Consider the following 22,193-nt stretch of genomic DNA (forward strand, 5'->3'; position numbering starts at 1 on the left):
CCCGCCGTCAGGACTCCTTCTCACTCCTCGTCGTGCCGGCGGGCGGGGTGGCGCAGGTGCATCCACATGTCCCGGGCCCGGCGGCCGGCCTCGGTGCGGCTGCGGGCGACCAGCCGCCGCGCCTGCTCCGGCGTCTCGACCATCGGGCCGGAGCCGCGCAGCGGCTTGCCCGCCGTCTCGTGCAGGAAGAACGCCGAGAAGAAGCCGATGACGCCCGCGCCCATCAGGTAGTAGGCCGGGATCATCTCGTTGTGCGTGCTCTCCAGCAGCGCCGAGACCACCAGCGGCGTGGTGCCGCCGAACAGCGAGACGGAGATGTTGTACGACACCGACAGCGCCCCGTAGCGCATCCGGGTGGGGAAGAGCGCCGGCAGCGTCGCCGCCGAGGTGCCGGCGAAGACCACCAGCAGCAGTCCGAGGACGAAGCAGCCGAGCGCCGGCAGCAGCACGCCGCCGGCCCGGATCAGCAGCACCGCCGGGATGGCCAGGGCGACCAGGGCGGCGCTGCCCGCCATGAACAGCGGGCGGCGCCCCCAGGTGTCCGAGCGCCGGCCGACGGTGGTGATGGTCAGCGCCACCAGGATCATCGTGGCCAGGACGAGCAGCTGTGCGGTGGTGGGGTTCTGACCGAGCGTCTCGGTCATGAACGTCGGCAGATAGGACGTCACCACGTAGTTGGTGACGTTGTAGACCACCACCAGGCCCATGCAGATGAGCACCGCGTGCCAGTGCCCGGTGAAGATCTCCTTCAGTCTGCCGTGCCCGGACTGCCGGGCCTGCTCGGCGCTGGCCACCTCGGCCTCGCTCTCGGCCTCCGCGCGGAAGGCGGGCGTCTCCTCCAGGCGCATGCGCATGTAGAGCCCGATCAGCCCGAGCGGGCCCGCGACCAGGAAGGGCAGCCGCCAGCCCCAGTCGGTCATGCCGTCGGTGCCCAGGGCCGCGGTGAGCAGGGTCACCAGGCCCGAGCCGAGGGCGTAGCCGATGAAGGTGCCGAAGTCGAGCCAGCTGCCGAGGAAGCCGCGCCGCTTGTCCGGGGCGTACTCGGCGATGTACGTGGTGGCGCCCGCGTACTCGCCGCCGGTGGAGAAGCCCTGCACCAAGCGGCACAGGAGCAGCAGTACGGGGGCGGCGAAGCCGGCCGTGGCGTACGCGGGCAGCAGGCCGACCGCGAAGGTGCTGACCGCCATCATGATCATGGTGGCCGCGAGCACCCGCTGCCGTCCGATGCGGTCGCCCAGCGGGCCGAACACCAGGCCGCCGAGCGGGCGCACCACGAAGGCCGCGGCGAAGGTGGCGAAGGCGGAGACGACCTGGGCGCCGGGGGACGTGGCGGGGAAGAACACCTTGCCGAGCGTGGCCGCCATGTAGGCGTACACGCCGAAGTCGAACCACTCCATCATGTTCCCGAGCGCCGCGGCCGAGACGGCGCGGTGGACCTCGGGGCGGTCGGTGACGGTGACGTCCTCGATGGTCAGCGACTTCTTGCCGCGCCGCAGCACGGTCCTGAGCATCCGGTCGGTGGCCGAAGTGCCGCCGCGCTGCGGGGTGCGCCCGGGCGCGGGCTGCCGCTTCGGGAATCTTCTGCGATCGGCGCTCAAATCCTTCACCTGCTGTGCTCGGGGCCGGGACGCGGTGGCTCCTGCCCGGCCGGGCGCGGCCCACACGTGCGATGCCCGTGGTGGACCGGTCACGCATCGTCACTTCAATGAATCTTCACATGGCGGAAGCTGTGTGTCCGTCACCACACGGCCGTCCCGCGAAATGCCGGGTTTGCCGCACGCGCTTGGTGACCGTGTGTCCGGATGTGTTCCCCGAGCGGGGCGGGCGGCCCGGATCTGTTACTCGATCATGTGGAGAAGTTGTGATGATCCAGTAAAGGAACAGGAAAGTGCGCCATTTGGGTGGCCCGTGCATGCGGCACCGCAGGGCAACGCGGTTGGAACTACCACCCGTTCCCGTGCTTACATCTGCGCACCGCAGCGGCTCTTCGAACGGTGGTCGATCAGACCGGGCCGCTGCTGGAATGGCCGGCCTTTGGCCGCGCCTGCCCGATTCCTGCCCGAATTCCCCCGGGAAAACACGAAAGAAGGGTGCGCACCCATGCGTGACAACCTCGAGACCCGCGAGATCGCCGACGCCGAGCTGGACGCCGTGGCCGGTGGCGTCGGCATCTCCGGCGGCCTCCTCGGCGCCGTGACCGGCGACGTCGACACCGTCCTGGGCACCGTGACCGGCCTGCACACCGTCCACGCCGCCACCGCCCTGCCCGGCCAGGTCGAGGGCATCGCCGGCGTCCACGTCGGTATTGCCGGCCTCTGAGCGACGGCTTGCAAATGAACCCCGGAACCCTCCCCGTTCCGGGGTTCATTGCCGTTCCGTTCTTTTTGCCGCCGCGTCACGAATGCAGTTGAAGGACCCATCCGTGCAGTTCCGCCAAAAGGCGCTTTCCAAGCTGCAATCGCCCGAAGAACTCGATTTGCCCGTGCGTTTCGCCCGGCCGCAGGGTCGGCTCGTGCTCGCCGTCACCCTCGCCGTCCTGGCCGCCGGCTGCTGCTGGGCGCTCACCGGTACGGTTCCGGCCACGCTCGGCGCGAGCGGTGTCCTGACCCACGCCGAGGGCAGCTACCTGCTGCAGAGCCCCTACGCCGGACAGGTCACCGCCGTCCTCGCCCGCGAGGGCCAGCAGCTGACCCCGGGCGCGCCCCTGCTCACCCTCACCACCGACCGGGGCGAGAAGACGGTGCGCGCCGTGGCCGCCGGCCGGGTGACGACCCTGCGCACCCGGATCGGATCGGTCCTGGCCACCGGCGCGGACGTGGCGACCGTGGAGAAGGTGACGGACCCCGCCGAGGCGCCGGTGGCCGTCCTGTACCTGCCGGGCGCGGACAGCGCCGGCATCGCCGCGGGCGCCCCCGTGGACCTCACCGTCCCCACCGCGGCCGCCCGGTACGGCGTCCTGCGCGGCCACGTCGCCCAGGTCGGCCGCACCCCCCTGACGCCCGAACAGATCACCGGCTTCCTCGGCGACACCCGCCTGGCCGCACAGTTCGCCCGCCAGGGCGACCCCGTCGCGGTCGTCGTGCGCCTCGACCGCGCGGCCACCCCCTCCGGCTACCGCTGGTCCCGCGCCGGCGGACCCCCCGACGCCCCGCGCACCACCACCGCCGTCACCGCCGCCGTCCACCTCGCCGACCGCCGGCCCGTCGACTGTCTCCTGCCGTGAGCACCACCGCACACCGCGCCCGCCGCCGCACCCGCCCCGCCGGCCGCCCGCCCCGGGCCGTGCGCACCCCCACCGTGCTGCAGATGGAGGCCGTCGAGTGCGGCGCCGCCGCGCTGGCCATGGTCCTGGCCCACCACGGCCGCCACGTGCCCCTGGAGGAGCTGCGCATCGCCTGCGGCGTCTCCCGCGACGGCTCGCGCGCCAGCAACCTCCTCAAGGCCGCCCGCAGCTACGGCCTCCAGGCCAAGGGCATGCAGATGGACCTGGCCGCGCTCGCCGGGGTCCGCCCGCCGGCCGTGCTGTTCTGGGAGTTCAACCACTACGTCGTCTACGACGGCACGGCCCGCCGCCCCGGCCGCCGCGGCGTGTACGTCAACGACCCCGCCAGCGGCCGCAGACACGTGCCCATGGAGGACTTCGACACCAGCTTCACCGGCGTCGTCCTCACCTTCGAGCCCGGCCCCGGCTTCCGCCGCTCCGGCCGCCGCCCCGGCCCCGCCACCTCCCTGCGCGGCAGGCTGCGCGGCATGTCGGGCACCCTGCTCGCCGCCGTCCTCGCCAGCCTGCTGCTGGTGGTCACCGGCGCCGCGGTGCCCGCGCTCAGCCGCACGTACATCGACGAGTTCCTCATCGGCGGGCGGACCTCCTCCCTCGGCGTGCTGCTCACGGCGATGGCGGCCGCCCTGGTGCTCACCGCGACCCTCACCGCCCTGCAACAGGCCAACCTCCTGCGCGGGCGCATCATCTCCTCCACCCTCGGCAGCGCCCGCTTCCTGCGCCACCTGCTCCGGCTCCCGGTCGCCTTCTTCGCCCAGCGCAACCCCGCCGACCTCGTCCAGCGCCTGCGCTCCAACGACGCGGTCGCCGAGACCCTCGCCCGGGACCTGGCCGCCGCGGCGGTGGACGCCGTGGTCGTCGTCCTGTACGCGGTGCTGCTGTGGACGTACGACGCGCAACTGACCGTCCTCGGCGTCCTGATCGCCCTGCTCAACGTCGTCGCCCTGCGCATCACCGTGCGCGTACGGGCCACCGGTGCGCAGAAGCTGCGCGCCGAGAACGCCCGGCTCACCAACCTCTCCTACAGCGGCCTGCAGCTCATCGAGACCATGAAGGCCACCGGCGCGGAGGACGGCTTCTTCCGCCGCTGGGCCGGCCGGCACGCGGTCACCCTCGACGTCCAGCAGCGCCTCGGCGTGCCCGCCGCCCGGCTCGCGGTCACCGCGCCCGCGCTGGCCGCGATCGACAGCGCGCTGATCCTGGCGACCGGCGGCGTCCGTGCCGTCGAGGGCCACCTGTCCATCGGCCTGCTCGTCGCCTTCCAGGCCCTGATCACCGGCTTCACCGCACCCCTGACCCGCCTCAACGGCGTGGCCGGCCGCATCCAGGACTTCGCCGCCGACGTCGCCCGGCTGAAGGACGTCGAGGACTTCCCCGCCGACCCCCTGCACACCCGCACCGCACCCGCCGGCACCACCCGCCGCCTCGCGGGCCACGTCGAGATGGACGGCATCACCTTCGGCCACAGCCCCCTGGACGCACCCCTGCTCAAGGACTTCCACCTGACCGTCGGCCCCGGACAGCAGGTCGCGCTCGTCGGCGGCTCCGGCAGCGGCAAGTCCACCGTCTCCCGCCTCCTGTCCGGCCTGCACGCCCCCTGGGAGGGCACCATCCGCATCGACGGCATGCGCCTGGAGGACATCCCGCGCGGGGCGCTGGCCGCCTCCGTCTCCTTCGTCGACCAGGACGTCTTCCTCTTCGAGGGCACCGTCCGCGACAACGTCGCCCTGTGGGACCCCTCCGTCACCGACGAGGCCGTCGTCGCCGCCCTCACCGACGCCGCCGTGTACGACGTGGTCGCCCGCCGGCCCGGCGGCATCCGCAGCCGCGTCGAGCAGGACGGCCGCAACTTCTCCGGCGGCCAGCGCCAGCGCCTGGAGATCGCCCGCGCCCTGGTGCGCCGCCCCAGCGTGCTGGTCCTGGACGAGGTCACCAGCGCCCTGGACGCCGTCACCGAACGGCTCGTCATCGACAACCTGCGCCGCCGCGGCTGCGCCTGCGTCGTCATCGCCCACCGCCTGAGCACGGTCCGCGACAGCGACGAGATCGTCGTCCTCGAACGGGGCACCGTCGTCGAACGCGGCCGGCACGAGGACCTGCTCGCGGCCCGCGGCGCCTACGCCCGGCTGATCAGCGGGCAAGGAGCACTGCCGGCATGACCACCGAGACGACCACCTGGCACCACGACACCGTGGCTGCGGCCTTCGGCGCCCTCGGCACCCCGGTCGACTGCACCGGCCTGCGCAGCCTCGCTCTGGAGGGCCCGCACGTCCTCTGGCTCGTCGCGGCCGGCGAGATGGACCTCTTCGCCGTGGACGCGCAGGCGGCCGGCCCCTGGCACCCCCTCGGCCGCCTGGCGCCCGGCTCCCTGCTGCTGGGCCCGGCCCCCGGCCCGCGGCACACCCTCGTCGGGCGCCCCGGCCGCGGCTGCGTCCTGCGCCGCATCGACCTGCGCGAACTGCAGTGGACCGAGCAGGACGCCTGGTCCTGGTACGGCACCGGCGAACCCGGCCCCCTCGAACAGTCCTTCGCGCTCGGCGTGGGCCGTGGACTGCGCGTGCTGTGCCAGACCCCCGACGACGTCCTCGGCGTGCACGTCCCCGCGGGCAGCGTCCGCTACGGCGCGGCGTACGAGGGGTACGCGGACGGCACGCTCCTGGTCGACCCCGCCCTGTGGCAGGGCATGGTCGAACAGCAGCATCGGCTGCTGTACGCCGTCGACCGCTGGATCGAGGAGAGCGAACGGGCCCACGAGGACCGGGCGGCGGCCGGCATCGCGGCCGGCGAGGCGGCCCGCGCCGGCGCCGACCGCACCCTGCTGGCCTCGATCGGCGGCCCCGGCCGCCGCTCCCGCCGCACCGCCGCCGGCACCGACGCGACGTACGCCGCCTGCCGCCTGGTGGCCGAGGCGGCCGGCATCGCCCTGCGGGAACCCGCCGACCCCCCCGGCGCAGCCCCCCGCCACGACCCCGTCGCCCGCATCGCCCTCGCCTCCCACGTCCGCACCCGTACCGTGCGCCTGGCCGGCCCCTGGTGGCAGGAGGACACCGGCCCCCTCGTCGGCCACCGGGAGGACGACGCGGCCCCGGTCGCCCTGCTCTGGCACCGCGGCGGCTACGAGGCCCTCGACCCGGCGACCGGCGGCCGCGAGCGCATCGGCCGGCACAACCACGACCACTACGCACCCCGCGCCGTCATGTTCTACCGCCCCCTGCCCGACGGCCCGGTGACCCTGCGCACCCTGCTGCGCTTCGGCCTGCGCGGCAGCGGCCGCGAACTGCGCGCCATAGCGCTCGGCGTCCTCCTCGCCGTCCTCCTCGGCGCCCTCGTCCCTGTCGCAACGGGCCGGGTGCTCGGCGTGTACGTCCCGCGGGCCGAGACCGGCCTCATCGTGCAAACCGGCCTGGCCCTGGTGGCCGCGGCAATCGTCTCGGCGGCCTTCATGCTCCTGCAGAACATCGGCGTCCTGCGCCTGGAGGGCCGCGTCGAGGCCGCGCTGCAACCGGCCGTGTGGGACAGGCTCCTCAGGCTCCCGGCCGCCTTCTTCGCCGGCCGCTCCACCGGCGAACTGGCCGGCGCCGCCCTGGGCATCAGCGCCATCCGCCGCACCGTCTCCGGCATCGCCCCCGTGCTCCTGCAGGCCGGCACGGTGGGCGCGGTCAACCTCGTCCTGCTGCTCGTCTACAGCGTGCCGCTCGCCCTGGTGGCCCTCGCGATGCTGCTGGGGATCGCCGTGGTCTTCCTCGGCCTGGGCTGGTGGCAGCTGCGCTACCAGCGCCGGCTGGTCGCCCTGAGCCACAAGCTCGACAACCAGGCCTTCCAGACCCTGCGCGGCCTGCCCAAACTGCGCGTCGCGGCGGCCGAGAGCTTCGCGTACGCGGCGTGGGCCAAGGAATTCGCCCGCACCAGGGAACTGCAGCAGCGCATCGGCCGCCTGAAGAACACCGTCACCGTGCTCAACGCGGTCTGCCTGCCCCTGTGCACGCTCGTCCTCTTCGTCCTGCTCGCGGGCCCGGCACGGGGGAGCCTCACGGCCGGCGACTTCCTCACGTTCAGCACGTCGGTGACGATGCTGCTGACCTCGGTCACGCAGCTGACGGGCGCCCTGCTGTCGGCGGCGGCCGTGCAGCCGATGTACGAACAGCTGCGCCCCCTCCTGCAGGCCCACCCCGAGACCCGCTCCGGCGACGCCCCACCGGGCGAACTGACCGGCGCCCTGGAGGCCCGCGACCTCACCTTCCGCTACACGGACGAGGGCCCCCTCGTCCTCGACGGCGTCTCCCTGCGCATCCACCCCGGGGAGTTCGTCGCGATCGTCGGCGCGAGCGGCTGCGGCAAGTCGACCCTGCTGCGCCTGCTCATCGGCCTCGACACCCCGCTCTCGGGCACCGTCCTGTACGACGGCCAGGACCTGGCCGCCCTCGACCGCTCCGCGGTGCGCCGGCAGTGCGGCGTCGTCCTGCAGAACGCCCAGCCCTTCGCGGGCTCCATCCTGGAGTGCATCGGCGGCGCCGAGAGCTACTCCCCGGAGGAGGCCTGGGAGGCCGCGGCCCTGGCGGGCCTGGCGGAGGACATCAAGGCCATGCCCATGGGCCTGCACACCATGCTCTCGGAGGGCGGCGGCACCGTCTCCGGCGGCCAGCGCCAGCGCCTGATGATCGCCCAGGCCCTCGTCCGCAAGCCGCGCCTGCTGTTCTTGGACGAGGCGACCAGTGCGCTGGACAACGAGGCCCAGCGCATCGTCATCGAGTCGACGCGAGCGCTGCGGGCCACGCGCATCGTCGTCGCCCACCGGCTGTCGACGGTGATGGACGCGGACCGGGTGCTGGTGATGTCGGAGGGCCGCGTGGTCCAGGAGGGCACGCCGGGGGAGCTGCTGGCCGATGAGGGCGGGCTCTTCCACGAGCTGGTGCGGCGGCAGATGAGGTGAAAACGCGCGGTGCCCCGCCGGGAGTATCCCGGCGGGGCACCGCGCGCTTCTCGCCTAGTCCTCCTTGAGGTAGTCGATCGTCAAGAGCAGGAATTTGCCGTATCCGAAATGGCGATTGAGTTCTTCGAAAGTGCGCCAGGAATCAGCGGTCACGGGACTTTCGTATGCGGCGTAGGCGCGAAGGAGGAAGCGGAAGGCCAGGGCCGCGCCGACCTCCGTTGCGCAACGCTGCAATGCCGCAATCACCGCCCGGGCGGGCAGGGGCTCCAGCGGAAGCTCTCGCTGCGGCGTCAGGCGTTCGGCGAGTGCACAGACCGCCGACTGCGCCGATGCGCTCGCATCCCGGGGGGCGGGGGCTGCGTCCACCGGTTCCCGGAGGAACGGCCGGATCTCGCGGTCGACGTCCTGCAGCCAGGCGCGTCCACGCGGGGGTTCCACGCCGTCCGCCGGGAAATCCGGATAGTACGCGGCCGCCACCCTCCACAAGGCGTGCAACTCCTCATCGGACAGCGATGAGGCGAGCAACAGCTGAATGTCCTCGCGGAGAAGTCGAATCTCTTCCGGGCTTCCCTCGTCGCCGCCGGCGGTCCTGGCCCAGCTGCGTACCACGTCCTGAGGGGTGTCCCCGCTGTACCGCCAGTCCATGTGGAACTGTTCGCCCAGCGCGGTCAGCCCGAAATCGAATTCCAACTGTCTCCCTTTCGTCTCTCGGAACGGAACTGTTGTTCCTGTCTACTCCGGGTAGGCCGTGTAGACGTAGAAACCGCCCGGGACCTTCTTGCCCGACGGGTCCTTCTTGGCCCTCATGAGGACGACCCTGACCTTGTTCCCCGTGGCTCCGGCAGAGCCGTCCCTCTTGAGGTACGTGCCCAGCGAGGGAAGGTCCTTGTAGAACCTGGAGGGAAGTTCCAGCGTACGGCCCTCCTCCCACTTGGCCATCCGCTTGCTGATGAACTCCTTGATGTCCGGGTCGGTCAGGACGTGGTCGACCGCCTTCTGCGCCGTGTCCGCGTCCGTCCAGCGGGTGGCGATTCCGTCCCTGGCGGCCTTTGCCCTCATCTGGTCATTGGTGATGCGGACGTGGTCCTTGAGCGTGTGGGCGAAGTCCTCCCCGAAACGGCGTTCCGCGGCCGACAGGTCGCCGCAGTTGTGGACCAGGGCGTCCGTTGCGCCGACACCCACGTAGTAGGTGTGGAATTCGCCGACCGTGAGGTCATGCGTCCGCTGGCGCTTGTGGTAGTTGACGACCGCGGTCACCGCCAGGCCGGAACCCGACGGGGTGCGCAGGATGTTGCCCGTGCGCAGGTCCCCGGCATCCACCCACTGCTTGCGGTCGGTCGCCCAGAACGGGTGGTTGGCGGTCGCCGTGATGGTGGCGGGTCCCTGGGAGGTGGCGACCGTGAGGCGGGTGAAGTCCTTGTCGTCCTCAGTGGTGAAGTGGTTCGTCACCGGACGGGCTTCGGTCTGCCCGCTCTCGGGGTCGGAGGCGATCACCCGGTCACCGATGCGGACATCCTCGATGGCCCGGTGGCTTCCGTCCGCCAGCAGGACCTGCGTTCCCGGCAGGAAGCTGTGCTTCCGGGGGCAGTCGAGCTTCTTCCAGACGCTCTGGAGGATCTCCTGGGCCTTCTTGAGCTTCCCCTTGGCCTCGGTGACCTTGTCCAGGAAGCCGGTGATGCCCTTGATCGCCTTGGCGATCCGCGGGAACTTCTCCAGGAGCTTGAGGGCCTTGCCCGGGCCTACGTTCTGGACGATCGCCCAGAGGCAGGTCGGGATGTCGGGGTCCTCAATGCACTTCTTGATGTCCTCGAGGAAGAGCTCGACAAGCAGCTCGCCCCCGTTCTCCATCAGGTAGTCGATGAGGTCCTGGTCCGAGAGCTTCTGGGCCTCTTCGTACTCCTCCCGCGTCATGCCGGCTTCGGCGAGGGCCTCCAACTCCTCGTCCGTGAGGTTCTCGCCGTGCTCCTTGCCCGCCTTGGCGGCCTCGCGGCGTGCGTCGTCCTCCAGCTTCCTCTGGTACTCCTCGGCCCGCTTGGCCGCCTCGTCCGCTTCGGTCGCGTACTTGTGCGCGTTCTTGGCGGCCTCTTCCGCAGCCTTGGCGTGGCTCTCGGCGGAATCGGCGAGCTTTCCGGCGTCGGCGGCGTCCTTCTCGGCCTGGGTGGCGGCGCTCTGGGCGACGCTGGCGTCGTTCTCGGCGCGGCTGGCGGCACTGTCGGCCGCGGCGGCCTCGTTGTCGGCCTGGGCGGCGGCGTTGCGGGCGCGGGCGGCTTCGGCTTCGGCGTCGTTGGCAGCCTGGCGGGCTGCTGCGGCGTCGGCGTAGGCCTGGTTGGCGGCCTTGCGGGCCTGGTCGGCGTCGGCCTGGGCCTGGGCGTCGGCCTGGTTGGCGCGGGCTGCGGCGGCGCGTGCCTTGGCGCCGTCGACGGCGGCCTGGGCGGCGGACTTCATGGCGGCGGCCATGGAGCGTGCTGCGTCGGCGGAGGAGCGGGCGGCGTCGGCGGCGGCCTTGAAGGCGGGGGCGACCTGGGCGTTGGCGCTCTTGGCGGCGGCTGCGGCGGCGTCGGCGGCCTTGAGGGCCTCGGCGGCCTTGGCCTCGGCGGAGGCGACCTGCTCGTCGCCCATTTCCTGGGCGGCGGTGGCGACCGCGGCGGCGAAGTCCGCGTCGACGTCGCTGCCGGCGAAGGGGGCGGTCAGCTGGATCGCGGTGTTGGCCGGGTCGGCGATGCCGGCGGCGGTACCGCGGGCAGCGGCGGCGGCCTGTACGGCCACGGTGGCCTGGACCTTGGCCATGGCCGCCTCGCGGGTGGCGCCTTCGGCCTCGTCCTTGGTGCGGTTGGCGGCCTGGAGGGCGTTCTTGGCCTCCATCGCGGCCAGACCCGCCAGTCGCGCGGCCTCGTGGGCGGCGACACCCGCGCGGGCCTCCTGCGCGGTGGCCTCGGCGGCCTTGACGTTCGCCCGCAGGGCGGCTGCGTGGGTGGCGGCGGCCTCGGCCTCGGCACGGTTGGCAGCGGCGTTGGCGGCGGCCGCGGCGGCCTCCGCCTTGTTCGCCGCGGCGTTCGCACGCGCGGCATGCGCGGTGGCCTCGGCAGCCGCGGCCCGCGCCCGAGCCGCTGCACCGGCAGCCTCGGTGGCTGCGGAACGTGCCCTGACAGCCGCACCACTGGCCGCGTCGGCGGCACCACGGGCCTGGCCCGCGGCGCTGCCGGCGGCATTGGCGTCCGCCCTGGCGTCCTCGGCCGCGGACTTGGCGACACCGGCCTGAGCATCACCCCGAAGGGCTGCGGCCAACGCCTCGCTCGCCTTGGCGCGGGCTTCCTTCTCCTGGTGTTCCTTCTCCGCCGCGCGGGCCTTGTTGCGGGCCTCGCGAGCCTTGCTCTCCTCGCCCCGGGCGCTTTCGTCCGCCTTGGCGGCGATGCCTTCCTTCTCCGCCGCATCGGCACGCGCCGCGGCTGCCGTGGCGGCTGCGGAAAGGGCCTCCGCCCGCTGCGCGGCCGCGGTCCGGGCCTCGGCCTCGGCGCGGGCGCGGGCTGCGGCGGCGTTGTCGCGTTCCTGCTCGGCGCGGGCCCGGGCGGCGGCGGCCAGGTCGCGCTCGCGCTCGGCGATCGCGCGCTGCTCGGCGGCTATCTTCGCCTGGCGCTCCGCCTCCAGGCGGGCTTCACGGGTCTTCTTGGCGTGCTCCCACGCCTCCGCTTCGGCCTTCTCCGCCGCGATGCGCGCGTCGCGGGTCCGCGTGGCGGCATCGGCGGCGATCTTGGCCTGCTTGTCGGCGGCCTCGGCCAGCTTGGCGGCGGTCTTGGCGTGCTGTTCGGCGTTGGCGCGCCACTGCTTGGCCTGCTGCTCGTGCAGTTCCGCCTGGTTCTTGGCGTTGAGGCCCTTGGCGTCGGCCTCGGTGGCGTCGATCGCGTTCTGCGCGGTCTTCGCGGCCTGGACGGCGGCGTCCGCCGCGGCCGCGATGCCGGAGGCGACGTCCGACCACTGCGTGCCGTACGTCAGGCCCGTCTCGACCAGGACGTCGGCCTGGACCTTGGCCTGCGCGGCGGCCACCTGGGCGGCCTTCGCGGCGCCGCCGGCGATCTCGACCTGGCGGGCGGCCTCGGCCTTGGCGCCGTCGTAGGACGACAGGCGCTTGCCGGCCCGGTCGGCCGAGAGCATCCGGTCGGCCTCGCGGGCCTGCGCGGCCGCCGAGGTCATCGCGTTGGAGGCCTCCTTGAGGGCCTTGACCGCGGTGCCGTGGGCGGCGATGAGCTTGGTGCGGGCCTCGGCCGCGCGGGCGGCCTTCTCCGCCAGCTGGCGCAGCTTCTCTGCTGCTTCCTGGGCCTCTTTCAGGGCCTTTTCGTGGGCGGCGCGGTCGTCGGCGTCCTTCTGGGCCGCGACCTGGTAGCCCTTCTCCAGGAACTCCTCGATGACCTTGTCATCGTTGGTGGCCAGAGCGGCAGTCGCCGCCTTCTTGACCTCCGGGCCACCGGAGGCGGCCAGCATCTCGACGCGCTTGCGCAGCTCGGCCGCGCGGTCCTTGGCGTTCTGCTCGTTCTTCTTGTCCTGCGCGCGGGCGATGTCCGCACCGTAGGCCAGGAAGTCCGCCCGCGCCTTGGCATCCAGCTTCAGGACGCGCTCGACCTCGGCGTTGAACACCGGGCCGCCGGTGCCCCGCATCGCCTCGATCTTCTTGCGGTTCTCGACGTCGACGCCGTCGCGCTTGTCCTTGGCGCGCTGACGGGCCTCGGCCTCGCCGTGCTCCAGGAACGCCTTGATCGCACCCGGGTCGGAGCTCTCCAGCGCAGCCTTGGCGGCCGCGCGGACTTCCTCCTCCTCGTCGAACTCCGCGAAGTCCTCCACCAGCTGCCGGTCCCGGTCCGCACTGAGCTTGTCCAGCTCGGACTTCGGGGCGGCGGCCGCCGGCGCGCCGGCCGGCTTCGGCAGCGCCGCGGCCAGCTTGTCCAGCGCGGCCAGCGAGTTCGCGTACGAGGCCTGCTCGGCGCGGGCGGTCGTGGCGGCGGTCGCCTGGCCGGTCGCACCGCCCAGGATCGCCAGCGCGAGCGCCGCGGACACCGTCCTCGACGCCGTCACGGCCCAACGGCTGCGTGGTCTTCCGGCCCTCGGCCGGAATCTACCCATCACGGGATGAATCCCCCTCAATTGACGAAAAAGAAAAAGCCGCCCCTGCCCGGCATGCAGAGCCGGGCAGAAGGCCGAAAAGGTGCCCGGCCGGCGGGTCGGGCCGGCCGGGCACCGGGGCGATGGGGCCGGTCAGCCCCTCACGCGGTTCTCCGCCTCCTGGGCCTGATCGGCCATGTCCTGCCAGAAACCGGCGGCCTTGGCCGCCTCGGCCTGCTCCAGCGACCAGGAGCTCTGGTTGGCCTCGGCCGGTTTGCCCATGTTCTTCCACAGCACGTCCGCGGACTCCTGGGCCGCCGCGGCGATGGCGCGCCAGTTCTCCGCCTGCGCGGCGGCGGCCGCCTGCTCCGCCAGCCACGCCGCACGCGCGGCACCGGCGTGATCGGCCACCGCCTTCCACGCCGCCTCCGCGTCGGCCCGCGCCTTCGCCGCGTCCGCCGCGCCCTTGACGGCCTCCTCGGCGGCCGCCGCCTTCGCGATCAGCTGCGACAGCACGGCATGCCGCAGCATCTCCGCGTCCGCCACCCGCGTCCGGTACGCCTCAAGGTCCAGCGTTCCGCCCGTGGCCCAGCCGTAGCCGAAGAACTCGGCCACGTCCGCATCCGCGGCACCGGGCCGCAGCGCCCACTGCGCCGCCACCCGCACCTGCTCGCCCGGATCGTGCTCGGCCACCGAACCGACGAACGCCCGGTCCTTCGCAGTGACCTCCGCCCGGTGCGCGGCATCCGCCTCACGCACGGCCCGGTCGCGCTCCTGCGCCGCGGCGTACCCGCTCTTGACGAACGCCGCCTGGTCCGCGGCCGTACCCTTCAGCGCACGCTCGGCCGCCGCCCGCACCTCAGGAGAGAACTCCTTGGTGTGGGTGGCCACCACCCGCTCGCAGAACGCCCGGTTGCGCGCACGGACCTCACGCGCCCGCTGCTTGGCGGCGTCGAAACCACCGCCCGGAGCCAGCCACTGCGCGATCGCCGCATCCCCGCCGGAGCTGCGCAGCGCATTCCACGCGGAGACACGCACCTCCGCGGCCGGGTGGTACTTCGCGTAGTACAGCACGCGGCCCCGCGCGTCCTCCGCCGCCGTGGCCTGCATCTGCGCGGCCGTGCCGGCCGGCTGACCGGTGGCCGTGACGGCGACGGCAACGGGCCCGGCGGCCCACGCCGGAGCCACCCCGGCCACGGCGCCGCCGCTCGCCAGCAGCACGACCGTCACGGCCTGTGCCACGCGCCACCGACGGTTCACTGCGGGCCTCTGACGTTGGCCGGGGCGATCTTCCAGAGCTGGGCCGGGGTCTGGTTGCAGCTCCACGACTGCGCCATGGCGCCGTCGGCCTTGCTCGCTTCGGGGATGTCCAGGCACCGGTCCTCGGCGTGGGTGGGCCGCAGCTGGAAGAGCTTCTTGACCGGGTCGACGAGAACGACCTGCCAGCGCATCTGCTTGGCGCCGTCGATGCACTTCCACTGCTGGGCGTCGGCGCCCAGCTGGGTGCCGCTGTTCTCGATCTCCAGGCACTTGCCGCTGGCCGCGGAGCGCAGCTGGTAGGAGGAGCCGGCGCTGGGGACCATGCGCCACTCCTGCGGCTTGCCCTCCGTGCACGCGGCCTGGGTGGCCTTGACGCCGTCGGCCGTCTTGCCGTCCTCGATGGTCAGGCACTTGCCGCTGTGCGCGGCCTGCAGGCGCACGACCGTCTCCGGCATGGCCGCGCGGTTCTTGGCCTCCTGGGCGCCGGCGGCGGCCGCCTGGGTGGCGTTGTACGCGGCCTCGGCCGCCTTCTTGGCGGCGTCGGAGGGGTCGTCGGTGTCCGCGTAAGCGGTCAGGGCGCTGCCGCTCAGGACGACGATGCTCGCGCCGAGGGCCAGCGCGGCCCGGGTGATCCGTGCCATGGTGTGTCTCGTTTCCTCTCGACTTTTCGAGCTCAGCCCTTGACCGTCTGGATGCGCCACTGCTGGGCGGTGGTGCCGTTGCAGTTCCACTGCTGGATGACGGCGCCGTCGTCCTTGCTGGAGCTCTTGACGTCCAGGCAGCGCGCGTCGGCGTGGTCGGGGTGCAGTTCGTACAGGTCCTTGGTCACGTCGGCCAGGACGAGCCGCCAGCGCTGGTGCGGGGCGTTCACGCACCACCACTGCTGGGCCTTGGCGCCGGAGTTGATGCTGCCGTTCTCGACCTCCAGGCACTTGCCGCTGTGCTCGGCGCGCAGCTCGAAGGTGGCGGAGGGGCCGGGCACCAGCTCGAAGAGCTGGTTGTCCAGGCCGTCGGCGCACTTGGCCTGCACGGCGTCGGCGCCGTTGCGCAGGCTGCCGCCCGCGATGGTCAGGCACTTGCCGCTGTGCGCGGCCTGCAGCTGTACGACCGAGGGGCTGCCCGCGGCGGTGGCGGGGGCCTCGTCGGCGTGGGCGGCGCTCACGCCGCCGGCGAGGGCGGCCACGCTCGCGCCGATGGCCAGCGCGACCCGGGTGATCCGAGACATGGGTGTTCCGTTCTTCTCAGGAGATCTCATGGGGGGTTGCGGCGCCGGACGGCTCAGGGCGCGAGGGGAGCGGAGATCTTCCAGGTGGCTTCCTGGGCGAAGTCCTTCTCGGCGTCGTAGCGGTTCTTGCCGCCCTTGCCGGAGGCCGCGTACAGGTCACCCCAGGAGCTGCGCAGGAAGCGGCCCTTCTGGGAGGCCGACTCGAAGGACGTGCCGGCGCCGGCCAGGCCCTTGCGGGGGCACCAGGTGGCGTCCTTGCGGAAGGCGGCGCCGGTGTCGTCGGCCATCAGGCGCACGCGCAGGTCCTTCTGCGCCAGGTAGTAGCCGGGCTTGCGGACGGACTCGAAGGAGTAGCAGCCGGGCTGGGCGTTGAGCGAGGGCACCACGACCCAGGTGGCGTCGTCGCGGTCGGCCTGCTTGCCCTTGGGGTCGACCGGGGCGAGGAAGACCTCGCCGCCGTCGGGGGAGGACTGGCGGACGTGGAAGCCGGCGGGCTTGCCGTTCGCCGGGGCCAGCGACTGGCGCTTGGCGCGGTACTGGGCCTCGTCCTTGAGGAAGGCGGCCACGGCCTCGTCGCTGCCGGCCAGCGCCTTCTTGGCCTGGGCCACCAGCCACGGGTTCATGCCGGTCTTCTCCGCGGCGGCCTGGATCGCCAGGGCGCGGCGCCGGTTGACCTCGGCGATCTTCTTGCGGCGGGCCTCGTCGTCGCGCTTGTACGCCTGCTCGGCGCCGGTGTGGATGAACTCCTTCCACACGGCCGGGTCCGGGCTCAGGACGGCCTTCTGGGCCGCGGCGTACAGCTCGGTGCCCTGGGCGTCGGCCGGCACGCTGCGCAGCAGCTCGCGGATGAAGTTGTCGTCGCTCAGGCTCAGGACGGCGTCGGAGGGCGTCAGGCCGAAGAGCGCCGCGGCGTTCCTGCGGGCGGCCAGCTCCGCACGGCGCTGCGCCTCCTCGCGGTTCTTCTGCTCCAGGTCCTTGAGCTCGTTGGCCACGTCGCGCTGGTGGGCCTCGCGGGCGCCGTTGGCGATGAACGCCTGCCAGGCGGCGGCGTCGCCGGCCAGGGCGGCCGCGGCGGCGGCCCGCACCTCGGGGCCCGCGGCCTCGTGCTTCATGACGGCGCGGATGAAGTTGTCGTCGCTGAGCGCCAGCAGGTCCGGGGTGCTCGGTATGCCCACGGCGATCAGCGCCTGGGACTTGGCGAGCCGGGCGGCGCGGTCGGCGTCGGCCCGGTCCTTCTCCCGCTGCTTGTCGACGGCGTACGCCTCGTGGATGCCGGTGGTGATGAACCGCACCTGGTCCTCGGCGCTGGCGCCGACCATGGCCTCCTCGGCGGCCAGGCGCACGGCCTCCAGACTCTCGCCGGCATCGCGGGCCTTCTGCCACAGGGCGTGGATGAAGTCCTCGTCGCTGAGCAGCAGCACGTCCGGGGTGGGGTCGAGACGGACGACGGCGGCCGCGTCGACGCGCTGGGTGTCCGTGGTCCCGATGCCGGCGGCGGCGACCGCGCCGGCGGGCGCGGCCAGGGCGGCCTGCGGCGCGGCCACGGCGGTGACGGCGGCGAGGGCGGTGGTGGTCACAAGGCCGTGCGTGAGGATCCGCCGCAGGCGGGCGGACGTGGTGTGTCTGAAGTCCATGCTGGTTCGACTGACCCTTTTCATCGCGATAAGCCCCCCGTAAGTAAAGGGCTGGTGAAGGCGAAGTCTTGAAGAGTTACCGGATGGTAGTCAAACCGGAAGTGATGGATATGATCAGCATAGCTATGACTTGCAACGCCTGTGCCGACTCCATGCGTTGCAGGAACAATGGCCTCGGTGCGCCCATTGCCGGAATTGCTTATTCCGCTTTTTGTCGGGCCGCCGGTAAAGGCCACGGGTAAGGTGCTCACCGCACCCTGCGCCGACCGGCTGGGAAGGGATGAACACCATGGCCGAGCAGAAGACTTACCTCGTCACCGGCGGAGGCACCGGCATCGGCGCGGCCACCGCGCGCGCCCTGAGGGCGGCCGGCCACAACGTGGTCGTCAGCGGGCGACGGCCGGAGCCGCTGGAGCGCCTCGCGAGCGAGAGCGGCGCACTGGCCCATCCGGCCGACACCGGCGACCCCGCGGACGTCACCGCCCTGGTGGAGGCGGCAGTGACGGCGTACGGGCGGCTCGACGGGCTCGTCCTCAACGCCGGCACCGGGCGGCCCGGGAAGGTGGGGGAGCTGCCCGTCGAGGACTGGGAGGCGGTGCTGCGCACCAACCTCACCGGCCCGTTCCTGCTCCTGCGCGCCGCGCTCCCGCACCTGCTGCGCACCCGCGGCGCGGTCGTCGCCGTCGCCTCCGTCGCCGCCCTGCGCAACGGCATCGGCAACCCCGCCTACGCCACGTCCAAGGCGGGCCTGCTGCAGCTGTGCCGCTCGGTGGCCGTCGACTACGGCCCCCAGGGGTTGCGGGCCAACGTGGTGTGCCCCAGCTGGGTGCGCACCGACATGGCCGACGGGCGCATGAGGCGCTTCGCCGACGACGCGGACCTCGGCCCGGGCGAGGACGGCATCGAGGCCGCCTACGCCCAGGCCACCCGGCTGATCCCCACCGGCCGCCCCGGCGAACCCGACGAGGTGGCCGAGGCCGTCACGTGGCTGCTCTCGCCCGCCGCCTCGTTCGTCAACGGCGCGGTGCTCACCGTGGACGGCGGCGTCACGGCCGTCGACCCCGGCACGGTCGGCTTCGGATTCCGCATCGAACCGCGTACGTCGTCGCTCTGACCGCGGCGGCCGCGGCTTCGCGGCGCGTGTTCGCGCATGGCGTTCATGGTCGGCTTGTCAACGTTGGCGGTTGGCTGTACTGCTATAGGCGCCGTCCTCGTCCACGCCAGCGGAGGGCGCGCGGCGCCGGTCCGATGAACGAGGAGCGCAGAGGAACATGACGAGAGGCCAGTCCCGTCGCCCGGGGGCCGCCACCGGACGAAGGATCGACGAGCGGCTCACCGCGCTCATCGCCACCGTCTACCCGGACGAGCGCAAGCGGCCCGGGTACGCCAAACTCGCCGAGGAAATACGGGAGACGACCGGGCGGCCCATCTCCGGTACGTACCTGTGGGAGCTGGCCACGGGCAAGAAGTCGAATGTGACGCTCGATCATCTCGACGCGCTCGCCGAGTTCTTCGGCGTTCCCACCGAGTATTTCCTGAATGACGGCGTGGCGGATAGGGTCAACTCCCAGCTGGCGTTGGCCTCGGCCCTCGGAGACGCCCAGGTGCGCAACCTGGCGCTGCGCGCGCAGGGGCTCTCGCCGGCCAGCCTGGACGCCCTGCTGGCGATGGTGGACGACGTCCGGCGGATGCAGGACCTGCCGCGGATCGGTGACGAGGGGCGTGAGGGCCCGCGGACCGCCGCGCAGGACTGAACCGCCCATCCGCCGGCGCGGGTGCTCACGGGCGCTCGGAGCGGACGCGACACAGCACGGGGGAACAGTCGATGCCGGCCAGGTATGTCAAACTTCGCCGCCGGTGCGAGGCGATGCTGGACGAGCTGGACCCGCCCCGCCCGTTCTCGTTGGACGAGCTCCGCCGCGCCCTGGTGCGCCGGCGCGGACGCCCGTTGCACTTACACCCGCTGCCGTTGCAGGCGGCGGCGTCGGGGGCGTGCGGCCTGTGGCTGGCCACCGACACCGACGACCACATCTTCTACGAGCAGCGCACCACGCGCGCGCACCAGGAGCACATCGTGCTCCACGAGATCGGGCACATGCTCTTCGACCACCGGTCCCTGCGGTCGGACGACTTCGGGGGGCTCGGCGCCCTGCTGCCGGATCTCAGCCCGCGCCTGATCCGGCGCCTCCTCGGTCGCACCGACTACACCACGCGCGAGGAGCAGGAGGCGGAGATGTTCGCGAGCGTGCTGCGGACCTGGCAGGGCAGGCACGATGCGCCGGCGCCGGGCGGCGCCGGGTCGCCGGCCGGACCGGAGGCGGCGCTGGGAGTCGGAACGTCCCGTGATCGCTGAGCTGACCACCCTCGGCCGCCGGCTCGAGATCGCGGCGGCCGTCGTCCTGTGGATCGCCGTGGTGCTGCGCGCCCCGTCGTCGATCCGCCGGCCCCGGCAGCGCGGGCTGTGGCTGGCGGTGGCCACCGCCGCCACGGCCATGACGCTCAGCATCGTGCCGGCGCCCCTCCTGCAACGCCTCTTCGGCACCGCCGAGGTCCTGGGGCTGGCCACCAACCTCTTCGGGGTCGTCTCCGCCGGCGCCGTTCTGGACTTTGTCATGGTCGCGACGGGCAGGGGGCGAAGACGCCGGTGCGCCCTGTACCTGGCCACCGCCGTGGTGATCGCCGTGCTGGTCGTGCTCGACCGGACCGGCGACGCGCACGCGCTGCACGCCATCCACCGCGTGGGCCTGTGCCACCCGGGACCGGCGTACTGGCTGCTGCTGATCGGGACCCACCTGACGGCGGACGCGGCCTGCACGTGGGTGTGCTGCCACTACGCCCGCCGCAGCGCGAGCCGTCCGGCCCGGCGCGGCCTGTGGCTCTTCGGCCTGGGCACCGCCTTCTCCGGCCTGTACTGGTCCGGTCAGCTGCTGCGGGTGACCCTGCCGGTGCCGGGCATCGGCATGCTGCTGCCGTACTGCATGGTCCTGCACGGACTGCTGCGGGCGGGGGCGGTCCTCGTGCCCGTGGTCACCTCGGTGACCGGCGCCTGGGAAAACGTTGTCACGGTCCGGCGGCTGTGGCCGCTGTGGCGCGATGTGACGGAGCTCGCCCCCCACGTCGTCCTCGTCCGGCGGCGCTCGCGGCTGAGTGAACTGCTGCGCCCTCAGGGGTCCTTCTCGCTGTTGCAGTACCGCAAGGTGATCGAGATCCGCGACGCCCTGCTCGTCCTGAGCTCCCACAGCGGACCCGAGGTGCCCGGCCTGGCGGAGGAGTACCTGCGCACGGTGCGCACGCCGCTCGTCGGCCACGGCGCCACCGTGCTCGCCTGCCTGGTGCGCCAGGCGCGGCGTGCCGCACTGGACGGGCTGCCGCCGGGGGAGGAGCCGTCCACCGTCGGCGACTTCTGCACCGCGGACCTGTGCGAGGAGACGTCCTTCCTGGTCGAGGTGGCAACGGCGTACACCTCTCCCGCGGTGCGCGGCTTCAACGCCTGGCTCGCGCGCCGAGGTGATGCGGCCACCGCGCTCCGTCCGCCCGGATAAACGGATGCCCGGCGGCCGGTCATCCGCCAGGATGGACGGCTGCTGCCATGAAACGATGTGTTCATCCGCCGTCGTTGACGGATGCATCAACTGCGTGCGATATTAAGGACGATTGGCCAGTATAAGTGACGACTGGCTTCTCGCCCAGCCGCACAAAGGGGGATTGATGCAGGCGGATCTCAAGAGTCGGCACGCCGACCCGTTAAGGGAGACCGAAGACGTCGAAGAGCTCTACGAACTGGCGATACGGCGGCAGTTCTTGTGCCTGAGCCGCGCGGCCGAGGAACTGGACTGGCCGGAGGCCCGGGTGGCCCGGGCCGTGCGGGTGCTGGTGGAGGGGCAGTTGCTGCGGCCCCTGGCGAGCGGGCGCAGCGTCTTCGTCCCCGTCGCCCCGCGCACGGCCGCCTCCCGCCGGCTGGCCCCACTGCACTCGCAGATCGCGCGCATGGAGCGGAAGTCGGAGGAGATCCGCGCGGAGCTGGCCGTCTTCCAGGAACTGCACGAACAGGTGCTGCGCGAGGCCCGGGTGGCGGAGCCGTTCCAGACGGTGGTCGGCGAGGACGCCATCGCGGCGGAGATCGCGGCAGCCGCCGAGGAGTGCCGCTCCGAGGTCCTCATCGCCCGGCCCGGGGGCGGTCGCAGCGCCGCCGACATCCTGCAGATCGCCTGGGAGTCGCCCGAGGTCGAGCTCGCCCGCCGGGTGCGCACCCGGGCGCTGTACCAGCACGCCACCCGCTTCGATGCGCCCACCAGGAAACACGTCGAGCGCATCGCGGCGGCCGGGGGAGAGGTGCGCACCCTCGGCGACTCCTTCGAGCACCTGCTGATCTTCGACCGTGAGGTGGCCGTCATCCCGGCCGACGGCGACCGCGGCACCGCCCTCGTCGTCCGCCAGCCCGCCGTCGTCGGCTACCTGGCTGGCGTCTTCGAGCGGGCCTGGCTGGCCGCCCGGCCCTTCGAGAGCCACAACCGTGCGGCGGACGTGAGCGAACTCATCTCCGGTGTGCGGATGTCCATCATCCAGCTCCTGGCCGAGGGCGAGACCGACGAGGCGATCGCCCGTCGCATCGGCGTCAGTGTGCGCACCTGCCGCAGTCACGTCGCCAAGATCTACGAGGAGCTGGGCGCACGCAGCCGCTGCCAGCTGGGTGTGCTCATCGCCCAGTCCGGCCTCCTCGGGCAGAGGTGAGCCCGGCTGCGGGCCGGTCGGCCGGCGGGCGGCAGCCTCTAG

16 protein-coding genes are annotated in these 22,193 nt (G+C 72.8%); 9 read left to right on the plus strand and 7 right to left on the minus strand.

The features are described 5' to 3' along the window. Nucleotides 1–20: 20 nt before the first annotated feature. Complete coding sequence (gene proP / locus AB0K17_RS04845; RefSeq protein ID WP_365982232.1) at nucleotides 21–1,511, minus strand: glycine betaine/L-proline transporter ProP; 1,491 nt, start codon at nucleotides 1,509–1,511, stop codon at nucleotides 21–23. A gap of 589 nt (nucleotides 1,512–2,100) precedes the next feature. Between proP and AB0K17_RS04850 the strand changes: the two genes are divergently transcribed. The 4 genes from AB0K17_RS04850 (at nucleotide 2,101) to AB0K17_RS04865 (ending at nucleotide 8,210) form a co-directional block, all read left to right on the plus strand. Next, nucleotides 2,101–2,319, plus strand: a complete 219-nt coding sequence (locus AB0K17_RS04850; protein WP_365982110.1) for a hypothetical protein — start codon at nucleotides 2,101–2,103, stop codon at nucleotides 2,317–2,319. 103 nt (nucleotides 2,320–2,422) lie between these two features. Next, entirely contained in the window at nucleotides 2,423–3,223 is an 801-nt protein-coding gene (locus tag AB0K17_RS04855; RefSeq protein ID WP_365982111.1) for an HlyD family efflux transporter periplasmic adaptor subunit, read from the plus strand. An 83-nt stretch (nucleotides 3,224–3,306) separates the two neighbouring features. Continuing rightward, nucleotides 3,307–5,439: an NHLP family bacteriocin export ABC transporter peptidase/permease/ATPase subunit gene (locus AB0K17_RS04860; RefSeq protein ID WP_365982233.1), complete on the plus strand. Its 2,133-nt coding sequence runs from the start codon at nucleotides 3,307–3,309 to the stop codon at nucleotides 5,437–5,439. Continuing rightward, a complete protein-coding gene (locus AB0K17_RS04865; protein ID WP_365982112.1) occupies nucleotides 5,436–8,210 on the plus strand; it encodes an NHLP bacteriocin export ABC transporter permease/ATPase subunit in 2,775 nt (924 codons plus the stop codon). Before AB0K17_RS04860 ends, AB0K17_RS04865 begins: the two co-directional genes overlap by 4 nt. 54 nt (nucleotides 8,211–8,264) lie before the next feature. Here the strand turns inward: AB0K17_RS04865 and AB0K17_RS04870 are convergent, their stop codons facing one another. From AB0K17_RS04870 to AB0K17_RS04895, 6 genes are all read right to left on the minus strand, one after another. Continuing rightward, nucleotides 8,265–8,900 (minus strand): hypothetical protein, encoded by a 636-nt coding sequence (locus AB0K17_RS04870; protein WP_365982113.1) that lies wholly within the window; start codon nucleotides 8,898–8,900, stop codon nucleotides 8,265–8,267. A gap of 42 nt (nucleotides 8,901–8,942) precedes the next feature. Further along, on the minus strand, nucleotides 8,943–13,274 hold the full coding sequence (locus AB0K17_RS04875) for a polymorphic toxin-type HINT domain-containing protein (protein ID WP_365982114.1): 4,332 nt from the start codon (nucleotides 13,272–13,274) through the stop codon (nucleotides 8,943–8,945). Between the two features lie 180 nt (nucleotides 13,275–13,454). Then, nucleotides 13,455–14,543 carry a hypothetical protein gene (locus AB0K17_RS04880; RefSeq protein ID WP_365982115.1) on the minus strand — a complete coding sequence of 363 codons (1,089 nt, stop codon included), beginning with the start codon at nucleotides 14,541–14,543 and terminating at the stop codon, nucleotides 13,455–13,457. 14 nt (nucleotides 14,544–14,557) lie between these two features. After that, entirely contained in the window at nucleotides 14,558–15,202 is a 645-nt protein-coding gene (locus AB0K17_RS04885; RefSeq protein ID WP_365982116.1) for an RICIN domain-containing protein, read from the minus strand. Between the two features lie 32 nt (nucleotides 15,203–15,234). Beyond that, complete coding sequence (locus AB0K17_RS04890) at nucleotides 15,235–15,786, minus strand: RICIN domain-containing protein (protein ID WP_365966117.1); 552 nt, start codon at nucleotides 15,784–15,786, stop codon at nucleotides 15,235–15,237. Nucleotides 15,787–15,839: 53 nt separating this feature from the next. Further along, nucleotides 15,840–17,420: an AbfB domain-containing protein gene (locus tag AB0K17_RS04895; protein ID WP_365982117.1), complete on the minus strand. Its 1,581-nt coding sequence runs from the start codon at nucleotides 17,418–17,420 to the stop codon at nucleotides 15,840–15,842. Nucleotides 17,421–17,709: 289 nt separating this feature from the next. On the opposite strand from AB0K17_RS04895, the gene AB0K17_RS04900 reads away from it, so the two are divergent. The 5 genes from AB0K17_RS04900 to AB0K17_RS04920 all read left to right on the plus strand — a co-directional run bounded on the left by AB0K17_RS04900 (nucleotide 17,710) and on the right by AB0K17_RS04920 (nucleotide 22,151). Beyond that, on the plus strand, nucleotides 17,710–18,534 hold the full coding sequence (locus AB0K17_RS04900) for an SDR family oxidoreductase (RefSeq protein ID WP_365982118.1): 825 nt from the start codon (nucleotides 17,710–17,712) through the stop codon (nucleotides 18,532–18,534). 157 nt (nucleotides 18,535–18,691) lie between these two features. Beyond that, a complete protein-coding gene (locus AB0K17_RS04905) occupies nucleotides 18,692–19,174 on the plus strand; it encodes a hypothetical protein (protein ID WP_365982119.1) in 483 nt (160 codons plus the stop codon). Between the two features lie 71 nt (nucleotides 19,175–19,245). Then, nucleotides 19,246–19,773, plus strand: coding sequence for a hypothetical protein (locus tag AB0K17_RS04910; protein WP_365966121.1), 528 nt, complete (start codon nucleotides 19,246–19,248; stop codon nucleotides 19,771–19,773). Then, nucleotides 19,763–20,962, plus strand: a complete 1,200-nt coding sequence (locus AB0K17_RS04915) for an MAB_1171c family putative transporter (RefSeq protein WP_365966122.1) — start codon at nucleotides 19,763–19,765, stop codon at nucleotides 20,960–20,962. The genes AB0K17_RS04910 and AB0K17_RS04915 overlap by 11 nt, the downstream gene beginning before the upstream one ends. A gap of 166 nt (nucleotides 20,963–21,128) precedes the next feature. Then, complete coding sequence (locus tag AB0K17_RS04920; protein ID WP_365966123.1) at nucleotides 21,129–22,151, plus strand: helix-turn-helix transcriptional regulator; 1,023 nt, start codon at nucleotides 21,129–21,131, stop codon at nucleotides 22,149–22,151. Nucleotides 22,152–22,193 lie beyond the last annotated feature (42 nt).

It is taken from the genome of Streptomyces sp. NPDC049585, assembly GCF_040675615.1.
Classification (GTDB): domain Bacteria; phylum Actinomycetota; class Actinomycetes; order Streptomycetales; family Streptomycetaceae; genus Streptomyces; species Streptomyces luteosporeus.